This window comes from Gardnerella sp. DNF01159, from assembly GCF_049244215.1.
GTDB classification, from domain to species: Bacteria; Actinomycetota; Actinomycetes; order Actinomycetales; family Bifidobacteriaceae; genus Bifidobacterium; species Bifidobacterium swidsinskii.
Map to the genome: position 1 here is coordinate 793,602 of NZ_CP058387.1, position 16,573 is coordinate 810,174.

At 40.3% G+C, this 16,573-nt stretch carries 21 protein-coding genes; all 21 read right to left on the reverse strand.

Features of this window, described 5'->3' with window-relative positions:
* Positions 1-6: 6 nt before the first annotated feature.
* The 21 genes from HXT39_RS03045 to HXT39_RS03145 all read right to left on the reverse strand — a co-directional run bounded on the left by HXT39_RS03045 (position 7) and on the right by HXT39_RS03145 (position 16,567).
* Positions 7-912, reverse strand: a complete 906-nt coding sequence (locus tag HXT39_RS03045) for a hypothetical protein (RefSeq protein WP_421793300.1) — start codon at positions 910-912, stop codon at positions 7-9.
* A gap of 246 nt (positions 913-1,158) precedes the next feature.
* Positions 1,159-1,386, reverse strand: a complete 228-nt coding sequence (locus HXT39_RS03050) for a hypothetical protein (RefSeq protein WP_421793301.1) — start codon at positions 1,384-1,386, stop codon at positions 1,159-1,161.
* Positions 1,387-1,444: 58 nt separating this feature from the next.
* Positions 1,445-2,569 (reverse strand): phage tail spike protein, encoded by a 1,125-nt coding sequence (locus tag HXT39_RS03055; RefSeq protein ID WP_421793302.1) that lies wholly within the window; start codon positions 2,567-2,569, stop codon positions 1,445-1,447.
* Complete coding sequence (locus tag HXT39_RS03060) at positions 2,570-3,223, reverse strand: hypothetical protein (RefSeq protein ID WP_421793304.1); 654 nt, start codon at positions 3,221-3,223, stop codon at positions 2,570-2,572.
* An 11-nt stretch (positions 3,224-3,234) separates the two neighbouring features.
* Complete coding sequence (locus HXT39_RS03065) at positions 3,235-5,802, reverse strand: hypothetical protein (protein ID WP_421793305.1); 2,568 nt, start codon at positions 5,800-5,802, stop codon at positions 3,235-3,237.
* Positions 5,803-6,045: 243 nt separating this feature from the next.
* Entirely contained in the window at positions 6,046-6,411 is a 366-nt protein-coding gene (locus HXT39_RS03070; RefSeq protein WP_014554474.1) for a hypothetical protein, read from the reverse strand.
* A gap of 17 nt (positions 6,412-6,428) precedes the next feature.
* Positions 6,429-7,001 (reverse strand): major tail protein, encoded by a 573-nt coding sequence (locus tag HXT39_RS03075; protein WP_014554473.1) that lies wholly within the window; start codon positions 6,999-7,001, stop codon positions 6,429-6,431.
* Positions 6,985-7,323 carry a hypothetical protein gene (locus tag HXT39_RS03080; protein WP_103014107.1) on the reverse strand — a complete coding sequence of 113 codons (339 nt, stop codon included), beginning with the start codon at positions 7,321-7,323 and terminating at the stop codon, positions 6,985-6,987. Before HXT39_RS03080 ends, HXT39_RS03075 begins: the two co-directional genes overlap by 17 nt.
* Positions 7,316-7,696, reverse strand: a complete 381-nt coding sequence (locus HXT39_RS03085) for an HK97 gp10 family phage protein (RefSeq protein WP_065189406.1) — start codon at positions 7,694-7,696, stop codon at positions 7,316-7,318. The genes HXT39_RS03080 and HXT39_RS03085 overlap by 8 nt, the downstream gene beginning before the upstream one ends.
* Positions 7,693-8,025 carry a phage head closure protein gene (locus HXT39_RS03090; protein WP_020760693.1) on the reverse strand — a complete coding sequence of 111 codons (333 nt, stop codon included), beginning with the start codon at positions 8,023-8,025 and terminating at the stop codon, positions 7,693-7,695. The genes HXT39_RS03085 and HXT39_RS03090 overlap by 4 nt, the downstream gene beginning before the upstream one ends.
* Positions 8,026-8,304 carry a head-tail connector protein gene (locus tag HXT39_RS03095; RefSeq protein WP_020760694.1) on the reverse strand — a complete coding sequence of 93 codons (279 nt, stop codon included), beginning with the start codon at positions 8,302-8,304 and terminating at the stop codon, positions 8,026-8,028.
* A gap of 19 nt (positions 8,305-8,323) precedes the next feature.
* Positions 8,324-9,508: a phage major capsid protein gene (locus tag HXT39_RS03100; protein ID WP_103014108.1), complete on the reverse strand. Its 1,185-nt coding sequence runs from the start codon at positions 9,506-9,508 to the stop codon at positions 8,324-8,326.
* Between the two features lie 2 nt (positions 9,509-9,510).
* Positions 9,511-10,245 carry a head maturation protease, ClpP-related gene (locus tag HXT39_RS03105; protein WP_081264724.1) on the reverse strand — a complete coding sequence of 245 codons (735 nt, stop codon included), beginning with the start codon at positions 10,243-10,245 and terminating at the stop codon, positions 9,511-9,513.
* Positions 10,246-10,361: 116 nt separating this feature from the next.
* On the reverse strand, positions 10,362-11,129 hold the full coding sequence (locus HXT39_RS03110) for a hypothetical protein (RefSeq protein ID WP_004104990.1): 768 nt from the start codon (positions 11,127-11,129) through the stop codon (positions 10,362-10,364).
* Positions 11,130-11,150: 21 nt separating this feature from the next.
* Positions 11,151-11,633 (reverse strand): DUF7689 domain-containing protein, encoded by a 483-nt coding sequence (locus HXT39_RS03115; RefSeq protein WP_016815963.1) that lies wholly within the window; start codon positions 11,631-11,633, stop codon positions 11,151-11,153.
* Positions 11,634-11,972: 339 nt separating this feature from the next.
* Entirely contained in the window at positions 11,973-13,220 is a 1,248-nt protein-coding gene (locus HXT39_RS03120) for a phage portal protein (protein ID WP_075523002.1), read from the reverse strand.
* Positions 13,221-13,229: 9 nt separating this feature from the next.
* Positions 13,230-14,822, reverse strand: coding sequence for a terminase large subunit (locus HXT39_RS03125; protein ID WP_103013948.1), 1,593 nt, complete (start codon positions 14,820-14,822; stop codon positions 13,230-13,232).
* A gap of 124 nt (positions 14,823-14,946) precedes the next feature.
* Positions 14,947-15,171: a DUF7678 domain-containing protein gene (locus HXT39_RS03130; RefSeq protein WP_065189402.1), complete on the reverse strand. Its 225-nt coding sequence runs from the start codon at positions 15,169-15,171 to the stop codon at positions 14,947-14,949.
* 148 nt (positions 15,172-15,319) lie between these two features.
* The gene (locus tag HXT39_RS03135) at positions 15,320-15,604 is read right to left on the reverse strand and encodes a transcriptional regulator (protein WP_065189401.1); all 285 of its coding nucleotides are present in this window, start codon (positions 15,602-15,604) and stop codon (positions 15,320-15,322) included.
* A 164-nt stretch (positions 15,605-15,768) separates the two neighbouring features.
* Positions 15,769-15,933 (reverse strand): hypothetical protein, encoded by a 165-nt coding sequence (locus HXT39_RS03140; protein ID WP_180946780.1) that lies wholly within the window; start codon positions 15,931-15,933, stop codon positions 15,769-15,771.
* Positions 15,917-16,567, reverse strand: a complete 651-nt coding sequence (locus tag HXT39_RS03145) for a virulence protein (protein ID WP_065189400.1) — start codon at positions 16,565-16,567, stop codon at positions 15,917-15,919. Before HXT39_RS03145 ends, HXT39_RS03140 begins: the two co-directional genes overlap by 17 nt.
* Between the last annotated feature and the right edge of the window lie 6 nt (positions 16,568-16,573).

A 16,573-nucleotide genomic window follows, 5' to 3' on the forward strand; every position in this document is an offset into this window, starting at 1 on the left:
TCTTCATCAGCCTGATTTACGCTGCGCGAAAGCCATATACTTTCCGTCGCTAGTAAGATGAAAAACTAGACCCTTGTGAGAATTATCTTCTTCCCACTCGCCGGTTCCAACATAGCCAATATACACGCCGTTACGGTAGAAGTTGTTCCAGTTTTTATCAAAAACAGCTCTTTTATGATCCTCATCAACTTCACCATCGTAAAGCTCTATCTGCCCGGGTGTTATTTGCACGTATTTACTCGAATGGTTAAACCCGAGAAGGAAACTGTTATAGTTTTGCTGCATGAAACTACCAAAATCACCTTTTTTAACCATTGAAGATATGGAATCTTCTACTATGGTTAGTTTAGAAATAGCCTTATCAGCCGTGGATTTAGCAGCCTCAATGTCTTTATCTTTAACTCTGATCCAATCGAACGTTCTAAAACTACTTATACTGTCAGCTGAAACGTAATGCCATAGTTTGCTTGTTCCACCTTTATACGGGTGTTCAGACTCAGGATAATTTTCACCTTCAACCTCAATAATGTTAATATCTTCAGGCAGTTTAGACACGTATCCTGAAATTTCTCCTGAATACTCTTTTTTAATGCTATCAATCTTAAAACCATAATTGTCAAACGGAGACCAGTTAGTTCTAAAATGTAGCCAAAACTCGTTTGATGGAACAAACACTGTTGCGCCAGAAATTTTTTCACCAGTTAAACCAGGTATAGCGTAAATTTTATCCTCATACTTGTAAAAAATGTCTACAAAATCGTCAAAAGCTGATTCCGTATGCGACTTCTCATTAAATTTTACGGCTAAACTTTCCTGCTTAACAATAAGCCTGTAAGCGTAGCCGGTTGACGTGTCGTAGAAAAAATCACCAACATGCTGCATTTTTTCACTATCAGTCAGCCACAAGCTCATAGGAGCGTTAAACTGGCTTGGAGTATACGAGCCGTAATAGTTACCGTTTTTCTGTTTAAGACTATGGTTAACGCTTTCAACACCAGCCTCAATCTTACCGTCTGTAACATTTCAGTTTCGTGTTGATTTCACTTATCGTGTAATAGTTTTCAAGCCGCCTACCAGTGTCTTTTATAGCCTCGTTTTTTGCTTTACTGAATCTGCTTTTCTACCTGCGAAGTGTAAGAGACTGAAAGTTTTTCCGCGTCAATCGAATGTCCCGATAATCCTGTCACCATACACCATGCCGTCAAGAGTCATCGCAGTATTGTAAGGGCCTGAAAAACCGTTATGGCTTCCAGCAATACCATTCATGTTAACCTGTAAAACTTTCGTAGCAGTGTTCTTATCAGGCGTATCCATGTAAAGGTCACGAACCCACATGCCTTTACTATCGTATTCGCTTATCTTATAGCCGCTTTGAGAATTACCCATTTGCGCTTTAATATTATCGATCGCAGCTTTAACACGCTCGTTGTCTATTTTTCTAGTTTCAACCGCTTTCTTCTTTTAACGTTTGAACAGCATGCGACACGTTTTGCACATACCCTTTAGAAATCCTGCTCGCAAGCACGATTCTCACTTCGCCTGGTTTTTGAATCGGTATAGTCTGTTTTACTACAGGAAACACGCGGTCCATGCCAAATTGTGGAGCGAGACAACGAACCCTATCCCCACACTTAATCGTCGCATAATATAAACCTAACTCGGATAAGTCAACCGCGCTAAGGCTTATTTCTACATGCTCAAACTGGTTATCCTGTAACCATTTAGTAGCTTTGCGCATAAGATTAGTTGGGACTGTCACATTATTGAAATTAATAACTTTACAAACCCAGCCGAATGTTTTTTGCGCTTCGCGAGATACTATATAGTTTTTCCCATTGTTTATTGAAGTAATATCAACATGCTTTTTAAGAACCTCGTTTTCACTATTCTCGTTTTCCAACTCTTTTCCGAGAGGAATAACCGCTGTAGTAACATCCTCTGCTGAAAGGTTTTCCGCATATTCAAGCAGGTTCAAGCCGAAACTAATATGCTGGCTTGTAGCTTTACCTATTTCTTCTAAACGTAGGTAGTCTAAGTAAAGTTTCCCGTCTTCTTTTCTAAGACGCACATATCCGCCAAGTTTTTCAACCATTTTTCCCATGATCGCTTCAAGCGTGGTTTCAAAATTAGTAAACCTGTAGAGTGAATCATTCGAGTCAGATACTGTGACGAAACCAATTCTTATTTTCTTATAATCATCTACTTGACTGTTATGAGCTTGTAAAAGTTTTTCTAAAAGCTGGTATGAACTCTGATCATGGTATTCTTTCTGAGGTTGAATACTATCAGCTAAGTAAGTTAACAACCCTACGCAAGTTACTTTCTTACTACCATACAAGTTTTTTACTTGTTCTCTAACCTCGCCGAAGAAAATCTCCTCATCGTCACGCCACACGCTTACTATTGATTTCCGGTTTTTAATAAGCTCATAGCAAGGGTTTTGACTAGGGCAAGTAAACGTTAACGTTCCCGCAGTGTTAAGCTCCAAGTTTAACGTGATATCATCAAGTACCGCTTTGTCATCATTCGGATAGTAAATCGTATTACCGTCAAGCATGATCCTGTACACTCACAACCACCCCCTTTTATAGGAAATATTTACCATCCCGTTTCCAACGAATGTTAAGCGCATGCTTATTTTTGAACGAAGCTGTGGGAAACGGTTAACACCTGTTTTAATCTCATACTTTTTACCATTAGAATCCAGTAGCATACTGTTAGATGACAGGTTGTTAAATTCTGGAATCAGTGTCATGTCAAAATCGTGAACGAGTGTTATTTCCCGCTTATCATCTACTTGCACACCCCATATTGTGTGAACACCATCCGAATCATCTACACTATACTTATATGGTTGCAGCTTATAGTTGAGTGTGAGAGTTGAATAGTTTTTATCCGATTTAAAACCACTAACCCACATTCGACCCTGATAGTAGAACAATGGTTCATCATCAAGAGACAGTTTCACACTCTTGCCGTGGATTAACGTTTTAACCCTATGGCATGTTTCACTCCACTTGTTTTTGTTTGCGACAATGAATTCGAAACAGCCTTCACGCATCTCGTATAACACTTCACCGGCAAGACTTTCACTAATATCAATACTTTCCTGCCTGCCTGGTATTTGCAAATACTCTAATTTAGGTTCTGGAAGTTGAACGCGTGGACGGCTTGTAGCAACAAGCCCTAGATCGTTAAAACTATGCAACCCGTTTATTAGCATCCCATACACTTTTACCACCCCCTTGTTTTTCTTGTTTGAAGCTTGAAAAGCTCACTGTCCATCCTGTGCGCGATACCACCCACTAGTTCGCCAGTGTCGAGCACAATACTCTGGTTGGAAAACTGTGGGAAATACGCGTCCATAATCGTTAGAATCTGGTTCATAACATTAAGCATTTGCGTGTTCGCTCCAGTGGTCATGTTTTCTAAACTATTCAACCCCATAATCACTTCCGGGCCTTTTTCACCGCCGCCAAGCATACGCCCGTTTTTCTCACCGAAAATAGTCGCCCCGTTTAACAGCATTGGCTTGTTCATTGCTTTCTTATACCAGTCGATAGCAAGATACGGTACAGACGGTGGCGTAAGAGAGAATTGTCCTTTAATACTAAAATGAGGCAGTTTAATATGAGGAAGACTAAGTTTTATGCCAGAGAAAAACCCTGTTATAGCGTCGATTACTGCTTTAACCTTGTTTTTCGCCGCTTCAATTGGAGTGATGATAGCGTTTTTAATACCATTCCAAATTGACACAACCGTGTTTTTAATACCGTTAAACACAGACTTAACCATGTTTGCTACTGAATTAAACACTGTTGAAATGCTTGTTTTAATACCGTTTACCACGCTCATGATCGCAGTTTTAATACCATTCCAAACACTTGTTGCCGTGTTTTTAATACCGTTTAAAACGTTAGTGAAAAACGATACGATACTATTCCAAACGTTCATGAAAAAGTTTTTCACACTCGACCACAGTTTGTTCCAACTAGTGCCAAAGAAAGACAAGAACACGTTAAAAACGTTTTTTAACGTGTTAAATACTGTTATGAACGTGTTTTTAACCGCGTTCCAAACAGCGGTAAAAATTTCTTTTACACCATTGCAAAGCTGAGACCAGTTACCGGTAAACAAGCCTATAAAAACGTCTAAAACGCCTGTGATTAAATCAAGAACGGTTTTGAAACTAGTAAAACTTAAATTTAAAGCGCCTTCAAACAGTGGAGCTAGAATAGCACACAAACCATTCCACACTGTTTTAAGCCCTTCAACAATACTCGTGAAATCAATACCAAGGCTTGACAGTTTTTCTTTAACACCATTAACAAAACCGGTGAAAGTTTCCTTAATTTTCTCCCAAACAGCAATAACACTGTTTCTAAACTCTTCGTTAGTGTTCCATAAGGTTACAAAAGCTGCTACCAGAACACCAATAACCGCAACAACCGCGAGTATTGGCGCGGATACTCCACCTAAAACAGCGCCTAACCCTTCAAGAATACTAGAGCCGGAAGTAAAACTTGCGAACATTTTACCTATAAACAAAGCTAGTTTAGAAAACCCTTGTATAGCAACACCTATTTTAGAAATACACGTTCCAAGAACCACTAAAAAAGGGCCGACTGCCGCAGCAATCAGCCCAAGTGTCACTATAAGTTTTTGGCTTTCTGGAGAAAGCTGTTTAAATTTAGAAAGCCATGCTGAAATTTTCTGCATTAATGGTGTTATGACGGGAAGTAAAACATTACCAATAGTCGCAGCAATATTCTGCAACTCTGTTTTTAGAATCTTCATAGAACCCGAAGCGCCCGCGGCTTCACGCCCAGCCTGCCCTTGAGCGTCAGCAGTCTGCTCCATAATAAGAGCCAAAGTAGCAGCCTGTTTCGCTTGCAAGCTCATCGCGCCTCTACCATCATGCAAACCCATGGCAAGAGCTTTAGCTTTAATAGTCGCCTCGTTAACACCCATACCATAATTGTCAAGCATCGCATTATTACCTTTAAGCGCGCCTGTTAAAGCAAGAACAGCAGACTCGGTTGTGCCACCAAACATAGCAGACAAGTCGCCTGCAAGAGCAACCAGCTTCTGACTCATCTCAGCTGCTTCAGCATCACTTTTCCCACCAATATTTTTCAACATCGCGCCCATAGTATTCGCATACTCTAAAGCTTGACCTTGAGCAATACCATAATAGGATTTCAAACTTCCTGACCATTTAAGCATTCTGTTAGCAGACTTACCGTAAATCTGCTCTGTCGCACCCATAGCATCCTGTAAGTCTGCTGCAGCAGTAAAACCAGCAGTACCAATAGCAGCAATCGGCAGCGTAACTTTCGTGCTTAAACTTTGACCAAGAGATGACATACCATCTCCTAGTTTCTTTATCTTTTTACTCGTACTATCAAACTGGCTACTAAGCTTGGTTAAACTAACACTACCTACCTGTTTTAATTTTTCTTTTAAACTATCAAGATTATTTTCTGTCTCAACAATCTCACGCTGCAACGCATCATACTTGTCTCTGCCAAGCTCCCCGTTTTCCAACTGTACTTTAGCCTGCTTATCCGCCTGTTTCAAAACGTTAAGCTTATTAGACGTTTCTTGGATTTCTTTCTGCAAAAAAGCCTGCTTTTGGCTTAAAAGCTGCGTGCTTGTCGGATCAAGTTTCAAAAGCCTATTAACATCACGAAGCGACTGTTCGGTTGAGTGAATAGTCGAATTCACCTGTTGTAAAGACTTATCTAAGCCTGTAGTATCCCCACCAATTTCAACAGTAATACCTTTAATCCTGTTTGCCATAACTTCACCTCCCTTTTTCTCTTAATTTACGCGTGAAAAAATAGATATTTTAACGTCAGGTATAAGAACGTTTGGTTTTCGTCTAGAACCTGTCGAATTCTGCTTGGCTTGCGAGCTTATCGTATTTCACACTATCGTTTGCTTTCTCCGTCCACATGTCTAAAACCATGCCGATGGTTAAAAGATCCAGTTCGCCAATACTAATCCCAATTTCGGTGCATCTAAGAAGAAACAACGCGGTTGTCATTTGCCGTGTTGTTGCTTTAAATTTTTTTTAGATTTTACTTCAGTTTCCAAGTTTGCTCCCCAAAGTTCTAGAATTTCAGGAAGAATCTCGTAGATAGAAAACATTTCAAACTCGTCAAGCCACTCATCAATACTCGCTGGAATACTATTATCCGCATGGTAAGCCATGATATAGGCTACGTTTTCAAAAATTTCAAGATCTGCTATTTCAAAAACACCCTCGTTGATTTTAAACGACTGCTCTAATTTTGACAGGTCTTTGAAAATATCACGCTTGAATTTAATACGATACAATCTTGGAATAGTGGCGGAAGAACGAAACTTCACGTCTTTACCATTTACTTTTACTGTTTTTTCTAACACTTTTACCCCTTTAAAACTTATTTGATTTCCGTGTTAACTTGCGGAACGTACACGCTCTTATACCATTTCTCATAGGTTTCTTTTGAAGTAGTGTCACCGCTACGGGATTTCACCAAACCATCTTCTCTAGGATCAGCCGTAAGCGACAAAGTTTCCGTGCCCGGTTCTATAGTGTCTTCCTTAGTTTCTGACTCGATAGACGGTCGTGTTGCTGAACAGTTATATAAAACGTGTCTGATAGCGTTCACGTCACCATCAAACTCAAACAGGAGCGCGAATTTTTCTGTTTCACTAATCTTCGCGTTTTCAACCAGAACACCGTTTTTATCTAGTTCTTCTCGTAGTATTTCCGTCCTAAACCATTCAGGTATAAGAGCAATTTCCAAGTCGCCACTGTAACCGTTGTTAGCAGTCGACCTGAAGTAAACAATCCCGTCAGCGTAAAACGGTGAGGATTCACCCTCAGCCTCAAGGCTTATACTCACCGCCCCCGGAATCGGCTTAGGCTCATCGTAGGAGAAACCACTCGAATCTTTTTTAAGTTTTGCCGCGTACACGTTTTTCAGATTGTATTTAACCTTGTTTCCCATTTATTGTTACCTCCATTTCAAAAATGTAGAGTGTTTCATAAAGCTTTTCCGACTCTATGAACGCTTCTGTTTTGTTATAAAAAATGCCGTGCCTATCAAGCACGGCTTCAACTTGTTCTTCCAGCACGGGGTTCTTATAGTCTGCGTATAGTTCAATATGGACTTCGTTTGCTTTAAAATACGTTTTCCCGTCTGCCGCAAAATTACTGCTCGCAGGCGTTAAGAACAGGAGGAAAGGCGGATTAGGTGATTCTCCTTCAGCAAAATGATGGTAAGCAAAAGGAAAACCTATCTCCCTCATAATGTTTAAAAGATTACCCATTTTTAACCGCCTCCTCTATTTCTTTTTCAAAACTTCGTACTGCTTTACTTTCAGCCTCAGCAATGTGTGCTCTAGCTTCCACGCGTCCGCCGCCTCGTTTAGCATGACCGTACTCTAACAAGTGTGTAAGCTGATACTTGTTTCTAGAATGCACTACGAGAACTAGCCTGCTGCCTGTTTCGCTTAATGTTTTAACCGCCCAACTTTTCGCGTACGCTCCAGTTCGTTTAGGAGCTGTCATGTTAATTTCTTCTTTTGCTGTTTTACCAGCGTTTTTTACTGCTTCTTTTACTTTCCCGGTTGTAACTTTCGCGTAAGTTTTAAGCTCTCTAATAACTTCTTTAGAGAGGCTGCCAATACTTACTTTGCTCACTTTTTACACCTCTTACAGTGAAGTTTCAGGCTTTTCTTCTTATAATTCATGTGGTCAACACCTAAAATCTCGTAAACCGTATCACGGAAAATAATCCTGTAACCAAGAGATGAGACTACGGCTGTTTCTTTCGAATAGCGGATAGTAAAATCTATTTTTGACTCATCCCACACGTTTCCCGCCGAAGTCTGCTCCATTGGGCTTTCAGCACTCACCGTGGCGTAACACTCGTAATATTTACTCCACTTAATCTTATGGTTACCAATATCATCAATTTCAACACTGTTTTTAAGCAGCACAATACGCTCGTTTAATAAGCCTATTCTCATTTAAAACCCCGTTTTTCTAACAGTAAAAAGCATCGAACGTAAGGTAAGCATAAGCGCGTGGTGGTCGGCTTCTTCCCGATGCTCATACAAGTAGCCTGTAGCGTATAAGACTGCGAGCCGATACTCGTCAAAGTTTTCACTAATCAAACTACTATCGTTTTTACGAGCTACTCCCTGGCAGAGTTTTTCAGCAGAACGAATAAGGGTGTTGATAAGCTCATCATCTTCTCTACTATCCACCCTAAGATAGTTTTTTGCTTCCTCAACTGTAACTATCATCAACACCCCTCCTTAACTTTTAAGCTGCTACGCTTGTTTTAACAGGCAGAATCTGTACTGCTTCTTTAAGCACGAGTTTGCCGTCTACACGCTCTTTAGCGACGAAACCTATCATGCCGTTTCCAGCGAAAAGTTCGGTAAGCTCTTTAAACGAGCGTGAACCACGATCACCAATGTTGTAGTACGAGTAGTCGCCAAAAGCTACCATGTTTTCAGGCGCGTAAGCAGACGTGTATACCGGGTATCCGAGAATCCTGTTCGGCTCATCATCCTGGTATGAAGGCTGCCAAACGTACGCGCCATTATTGTCTTTAAGTTTTCGTATGCTCGCGACTGTTTTATCGTTCATAATAAAACTCGCGTTTTTACGGTATGGTCGCCTCAAAGCGTGAATAAGATCAATCAGATCATCAGTTTTAATACCGGCTGTTTCTTTAAGGAACGTGCCGCCGTCTTTCTTGTTGAAAATACCAGTCGGTTTTCCCAGGCCATCCCCGTTAAGAAAAGCGTCTTCCTCAGCGTTAGCCAACGCCATGCCGAAGGATGTGAGAAGATGATTCTCGAGGTTAAACGCATTATCATACAAGAGTTCTTCAGTAACTTTTACCGCAACGTGAAGCTTATGAGCGTCAAGCAGGATTTGAGCAAACTTGGAATCACCAAAGTTAAGGCTTGCGCCTTCTTCAATCCAAGCCGCCGCAGGATCACTCATCGCAACATTAATCTTACGCTCGCCACTAGTAGTAATCGTGGTAGCAAGAGAGCGAATAATGTTTTCTTCTTTCAACGTTTCAATCAGACGATTATCGTATTCTTCCGGCACAAGATACCCGCCGTCAGCGTCCACGCCTTCCTGCAACACGTTATCGACTCGTTTAAAATTACTTCTAAGAGCTGTAAGCATCGCCTGCTTATACTCGTCACGCGCACGACCTTGTTTTTCAAGGTTCACACCTGTTTTCATAGGTTTTGCAACAATCGCCTCAGATGTTGGTTTTGAAAGCTCCTTATCCATTTTTTCCATCTGTTCCAAGCGTTCAATTTCCGTACTGTAAGCTTTCACTTTCGCTTCCATCTCATCATAGGTTTTCGCGTCTTCTTCTGAAATAAGCCCGTCCTTGTCACGTTTAGACTCAAGGAAAGCTTTCGCACCCTGCCAAGCCTTATTACGTTTCTCAACCATGTTTGAAATAGTGTTCATCATGTTTACCTCCAATTTTTGATTAAAAAAAGACGATCCATAAGATCGTCTGCACTAATATTGTTTGTTTCCTTACCGCTTATCCGGCAGGCTTTAGATATTTTTTCCAATAACGTGTTTTGCACGCTTGCTTTCGAATACAATGTTGAAACTTGTGGTATGCCAATATCAGTGGTTTCACCTCTAGTTAAAACACCGTCAGCGAACCCGAGTTCTACCGCCTTGTTAGCATCCATCCACGTTTCCGAATCCATTAAATGCGAGAGTTTCACACGGTTAAGCCCTGTTTTAATCTCGTAAGCGTTAATAATGGACTCTTTTACCTCATCAAGCATTGATATTGCTTTTTCCATTTCATTTCTGTTACCAAAAGCAACAGTCATAGGATTATGAATCATAAGCATTGACACCGGGCTCATATAAACCTTTGTCCCAGCCATAGCAATCACTGATGCAGCCGAAGCTGCTATACCGTCAATCTTTACCGTCACACAACCCTTGTAATCCATGAGCATGTTATAGATTTGTGCCGCAGCCACACAATCGCCGCCAGGTGAGTTAATCCACACGGTAATATTTCCACTACCAGCGTTTAACTCGTCTTTAAAAAGTTGTGGTGTAATATCATCATCAAACCATGATTCTTCAGCAATCGTACCGTTAAGAAACAATGTCCTCTCCAATATTTCATTTGACTCCTGATTTTCCTTCTGGTTTTTCCACTGCCAAAACTTCCTCATTACCTTTTTCCTCCTTTCTTATATAAAGAAGCGACCAAGATTTTCTTGGTCGCTTCATGTTCGTATAACACTCATATAATACCTAAAGAACTAGCTTTACAGTTAAATAATCCACCTTACTTGTATGCTCTTCCATTTAAGGAAACTAGAGAATCAAATAATTGTGTTTCATCTAGAATACTCTCAGTTGGAGTTCTTTCCGTTATTGCAAGTTCTTTATACTTACTAGTAATTCCCTTAACAGCTTCTAATATCGATGGTTTAGAAACTTTGGAATCACTTTTCCTATACTCTTTAATTAAATCAGAAACTGCAAAAATCCCTAATTCCTTAAATTTCTGAGTTCGGTCATGATCATTCAAAGTTTCATTATTACTGATTCTTTCAACATTAAACCTTGTATTGTTTACTTTTTCGTCATAAGCCATCCTAAACTCTAACGAATTTTTCCAACCATAGTCAGAATTGTAAACAAACTTTTCGCCAGTTATGTCTTCAATAGCCATAGCTAGAATATATTCATAGCATCCAGCATCTCTACTATCATAAATAGCATCGTAAAGAGGTTTAATTGCCTTCAGTCCCAGTTTCAATATTCTTTGATAGTTTTTAGAATTCCTAATAAACTTTCCTGGATGTGCCTGCATAGCCACTTGTGGATTAGTCTTCGTCTCAGTTTCTAATTCCACCATCAACTTATTCATGGATCCCTTTATATCATCTAACGTTTCAGCATAAGCTACGTTTACTGGCATCAATTTATGAGCTATATTCCCACTATTCTTTGATGCTGGATTATTTCCAATAATAAAAATTCCAGTAAATACAAATAGAACCAATAAAAGTAAAGTTCCTAGCGAAATATACATTTTTTTCTTAGACATAGTATTACACCTCCTAGAATTCTAATTCGCAGTGTATTTGTGTTGCAAAGAACCATAAACAGAATTAGGGTAATAAGGATCATGACTACCATGGTTAAACAGCTCCAATTGTCCCCATTTAGCACGGCACCACTTAAGACCAGTAACCTTTGCAAAATGAACAATTTTATCAGGAGAATGACCATACGCTAGAATAAATGGATCATATTTATAAGGTCTATAACCTTTCTTTGCCAGATAATTATCCAATTGCGCTTTAGTAGCACCATCATCACCAAAGTCACTAGGCCATTCGTACGTCATACTACCAGTTGCAAATCCTAGACAATTATATGCTGGCGTAGCCTTATCGCTATAAAACCATGTCCATGAAATACTATCATAAAACGATTTTGGTTGAGATAAAGTATACGCATAAGCAACAGAATTGGATGTGAAAAACAACATTCCAACAACCATTACATAAGTGGTTATTGCTGATAACATCTTTCTTTTTCTAATCATTTGTAAGCACCTCCTTAAAAACAACATCTTTAACTAAGATTGAGATTAATCAGATTTTATCTCGAATGATCACTATTCTTGTACATTTTATGATTTTTTTTATAATGTCACATAAATTATTCCATCCTTTCTGCTATTATTAATTTGTTGTATACTCTCATAGTGTAGGATATTATCTTAGCTAAGTATCCATAGAGATTAAATTCTATTTTTCGCTTAACGTTAAGATAATTCGTTATGTCTTCGTTGCCTAAATGATTCATCCACTGTCTAAACAGTTATACTATAATAATATTAATATAACATGTTATATTAATATTATCAAGACACAAATTCATCTTAATCACCTAACTTATTTCTACCAATTACAGTGAACGCTCCAGCACGGTTAAGCGGGAGCATGTTACCGTTAATCAAATACAAGTCACCACCCTCACAGGCGGGAATCTTATCCAAGTTTTCTAACTGTCTAATATCGTTCGCGCTCATCCAACCGTTTTGACGAGCGGTAGCATAACCATTCATACGACTCTGATAGTCTCCTCGAAGAAGACCATCCACGTTAAACTTCACATAATAAGTTTCTTTCTCCTTATCAGTAAAAAGCCGCCTCGTAATAGACTGTTCAAAACGCGCCACCCAAGGATCCAGCGTGTATTTCACAAACTCCAACGACTGCTGCTCAATATTAGAAAAACTCGACTTTTCTAAATCACCAACCATGTGTGGTGGGACTCTAAAAATACGAGCAATCTCGTTAATCTGAAACTTACGAGTTTCAAGAAACTGTGCTTCGTTAGGCGAAATAGAAATAGGCGTATACTTCATGCCTTCCTCTAAAATCGCTATCTTATGCGAGTTAGAACCCGAGAACCCCTTATTCCAACTATCCCTCATACTTTGAGGATCTTTCACTGTACCGGGGTATTCCAAGATTCCACTTGGTGTAGCACCGTTAGCGAAAAACGATGCACCATACTCTTCCGTAGCTATCGCCATACCGATAGCGTTTTTTGCCATCGCAATAGGCGAATAGCCAACAAGACCGTCAAAACCAAGACCGGGAATATGAAGCACGTCAAAAGGTTTAAGTTTCACACTCGTTTCTTTACCCGCTAAAACATCACTATCATTTAACGTATACTCGTAAAAAATTTGACCACTCTCATCCCGGTCAACTCTCATACGATCAGGCATTAAAGGGTATAAGCCTAAAACCTCGCCTTTACCGTTTCGAATAATCTGCGCGTAAGCATTACCCCATAACAGTAGATGCGTCATCAAAGTTTCTCTAAACACGAAGCTTGTCATTTCAAGATTCGGCTCATCATGAAGCACCTTATATAAAGGATGTTTAATCGCTTTAGCCGTACCCGTACTCGTCCGCTCATACACGTGAAGCGGCAGACTCGCCACCGCTTCAGACAGGATACGCACACACGAGTAAACTGCCGTCATCTGCATCGCCGAACGCTCATTCACCCTCTTACCCGACGAGGACGTACCCATTAAGAAACGATAACCACCGCCTAACATCCTGTTTTCAGGCTTATCTCTTGATTTAAATAGTCTGCTAAAAATGTTCATTGTCACCTCCTACATAAACAAAATCCCGCGATTGTCATACACGCTTTGAGTGTTCGCGTTACCGCATCTGATAGCACGGTCAAGTGCCATGATGGTTGCGATAGCACCATCAATTTTCTCGGTTGATTTTTCCTTATCTGCCTTAATGTTTCCTGCAGGATCAGTGCGGATAAAAATGTTGTCCATGTTCCAGCGAAGCACCGGATGAGCGGAGTGTGCGATTTTCTGCTCGAGCACAAGCTTCATAAGCTCCTTGGTAGGCGGACTCATATCCTTGAATCCCTGTCCGAACGGAACCACGGTAAACCCCATGTTTTCAAGGTTTTGCACCATTTGCACCGCGCCCCAACGGTCGAAAGCAATCTCACGAATATTGAAACGTTCACCTAATGTTTCGATGAATTTTTCAATAAACCCGTAGTGAACAACGTTTCCTTCCGTAGTTTTAATAAACCCTTGTTTTTCCCACACGTCATACGGCACATGGTCCCGTTTCACGCGCATATCCAAGGTTTCTTCAGGCACCCAAAAATATGGTAGGATACGAAACTTATCCGACTCATCTAAAGGCGGAAACACAAGCGAAAAAGCCGTAAGATCAGTGGTGCTTGAAAGGTCAAGACCCCCGTAGCAGACCCTGCCCTCGAGTTCTTCCTCATTCACCTGAAAACCGCAAGCATCCCACTTTTCCATCGGCATCCAACGAATAGACTGTTTCACCCACTGGTTAAGACGAAGCTGACGGAAAGCATTCTCTTCACCAGGATTTTGCCGAGCGGACTCGAAAGCAGCCTTAACTTTCTCCATTTGAACCGTCACTCCAAGAGAAGGATTAGCTTTCTTCCACACCTTCGGATCAGTCCAATCATCCGAATCTTTTGCACCATAAATCACTGGGTAAAAAGTTGGATCAATTTTCCTACCCTCGAGAATATCCACTGCTTTCTGATGAGTCTCATAGCAGATAGAATGTGTATCCGTACCGGCTGTGGTAATCAGAAAATATAGTGGCTGCATGCGAGCATCCCCGGAGCCTTTAGTCATCACGTCAAAAAGTTTACGGTTTGGCTGCGTGTGAAGCTCATCAAACACGACACCGTGAATGTTAAACCCGTGTTTAGAGTAAGCTTCAGCCGACAACACTTGGTAGAAACTGTTAGTTGGTAGGAAAATAATACGTTTTTGCGAAGCTAAAATTTTAACCCTACGATTAAGAGCCGGACACATTCTAACCATGTCCGCGGCCACGTCAAACACGATTGTTGCCTGCTGACGGTCCGCCGCACAACCATAAACTTCCGCTCGCTCCTCATTATCCCCACAGCATAAAAGCAAGGCTACTGCCGCGGCAAGCTCACTTTTACCCATTTTCTTAGGTATCTCAATATAAGCAGTATTAAACTGACGGTAACCATTCGGTTTCACCACGCCAAACAAGTCCCTGATAATCTGTTCCTGCCAGGCTAGGAGCTTAAAAGGCTTACCAGCCCACGTGCCTTTCGTGTGTGTTAAACATTCGATAAAACTCACGGCATAATCCGCAAGCTCTTTACTATAGGTTGAATCTTCTTTTTTAAACTTAGTAACCTCGTATTTTTGCAACTTAAGCTCCTCCTTTCTTTAGGCATAAAAAAAGACGCTTACTTGCGTCCACATCATTTCTTATCTTTCCTACGAGAAACAGGGCCTTAAAAAGCCCTGCTGCTTTTAACTAGACTTAAAGTTTTTAGTTTCTTGCGTCAAGGATCATTTCTAAAGCCTCGTTTGCAAGCTTGCCTGTTGGCATAATATCCCAGCCTCTATCATAGTTTGCGATAACCTTGTTATTGTTTTTCAAAGTAAGCTTGGAAATTCGCCCCTGGTTAATCCCATATTCGCTTGGCTCTTCAAAAACCTTCATACTGTAGCTTACAACCTGATCTTCAACCCTAAGCGTATCTTGTTCCCACATGATTTTTCTCCTTTTTCTGTGTTTTTTGTTAGTACTATATATCACTCTAAAAGCATATAATAGCAAGCCGTAAACGAGAAAAAATCGCGGATAATTCCACGATTTTTCTCCAGCCTTCCAACCCTATGGCTGACTATCCCCCTTTCTTTTAGCTTCTTGCTTGTTGAATCGCTTGATAAGCTTTTTGAATATCCTTGTCCAAGGTTTCAGCATCCGCAAACAGTTCAAACTCCGTATCGTTGAGTTTTCCTCCGCTTACCTTCCAAAGCTCCTCGTGAGCTTTACTGGCGCAGGTTTTTGCTGTTTGTGCAATGTCGAGCATGCTGATAGCCGAACTAATTTTCCCTTCTTCAGCTTTTTTGATTGCGTTTAGCGCGTAGCGTCTGCATGTTTTAACTTCGTTTGTAAGGTTTTGTAAGATTTCTTTTTTCATAAGGTTTCTCCTTTGTTTCTGTGCTTTTTGCTGATACTATATATCACTCTAAAAGCGCGCAATAGCAAGCTTTTAAGCCAAGAAACACCGGGTATTTACACGTTTTTCCCCACCAGTTTTCGCTAATTTTTTTACTCTTAAAAACCGTTAAAATGTTTCTAAAATCATGCTGAAATAATAATCACCCAAAAATCATCTACTACAGTAAAACATGCTTTTACAAAAACCTCGTTCTCTTGCTCTAAATTCGCGAAAATTTCTTCAACCAAAGAGCCTGTAGTACAGTCTTCACTCAACTCGTACGCCTGGTCTTCACTCGCATACAGCATTACGCTCACCCCCGTTTCTAAAAGCGCAGGAGCCTTCTAAACGGGAAAGCATAATTTTCCTGTCTTGTTTAAACTCGTCTCCTATAAACCCGAGTCTAAGAAGGAAACATCTGAAAGCATACTTATCGTTAACTGTCTCACGCTTACTATTATTTACGCGTTTAATTTCCACGCTCATTTTACAAAGACTGTTTATAAACTTCGCATAGGATGCCAAGCCTGGTTGGTTAGCCTGCTCAAACCAAGGAAAAATAAGCTTATCATCTTCTTCCTTAATATTAAGACTGTTCACTCCTAACGCTTTTTTAATAAGATCGCCCTTATTATCAAGTATTTTCTTAAGCTTTACCACATCAGCCTTATCTTTAGGAAACTCAACACTAAAATATTGCGTACCATCACACGCGCAGACTGGAAGACTTATACCATAGTCAGCGTCTAACATGTTTTTTAAATCATCTAAATTTTCTTCACTACTACACGTGACCGTACCATCTTTACTAATGTTGAAAACACCTATCTTGTAAGACATACTTGGAGTTTTTAAGTAAACAGCCTTTACTCCTGTAGAATCCTCTATAGCTTTAATAAGCGGCTGCCTATCTTTTCCTTTTAACCCGTATTTTAATTCCATTTTGCC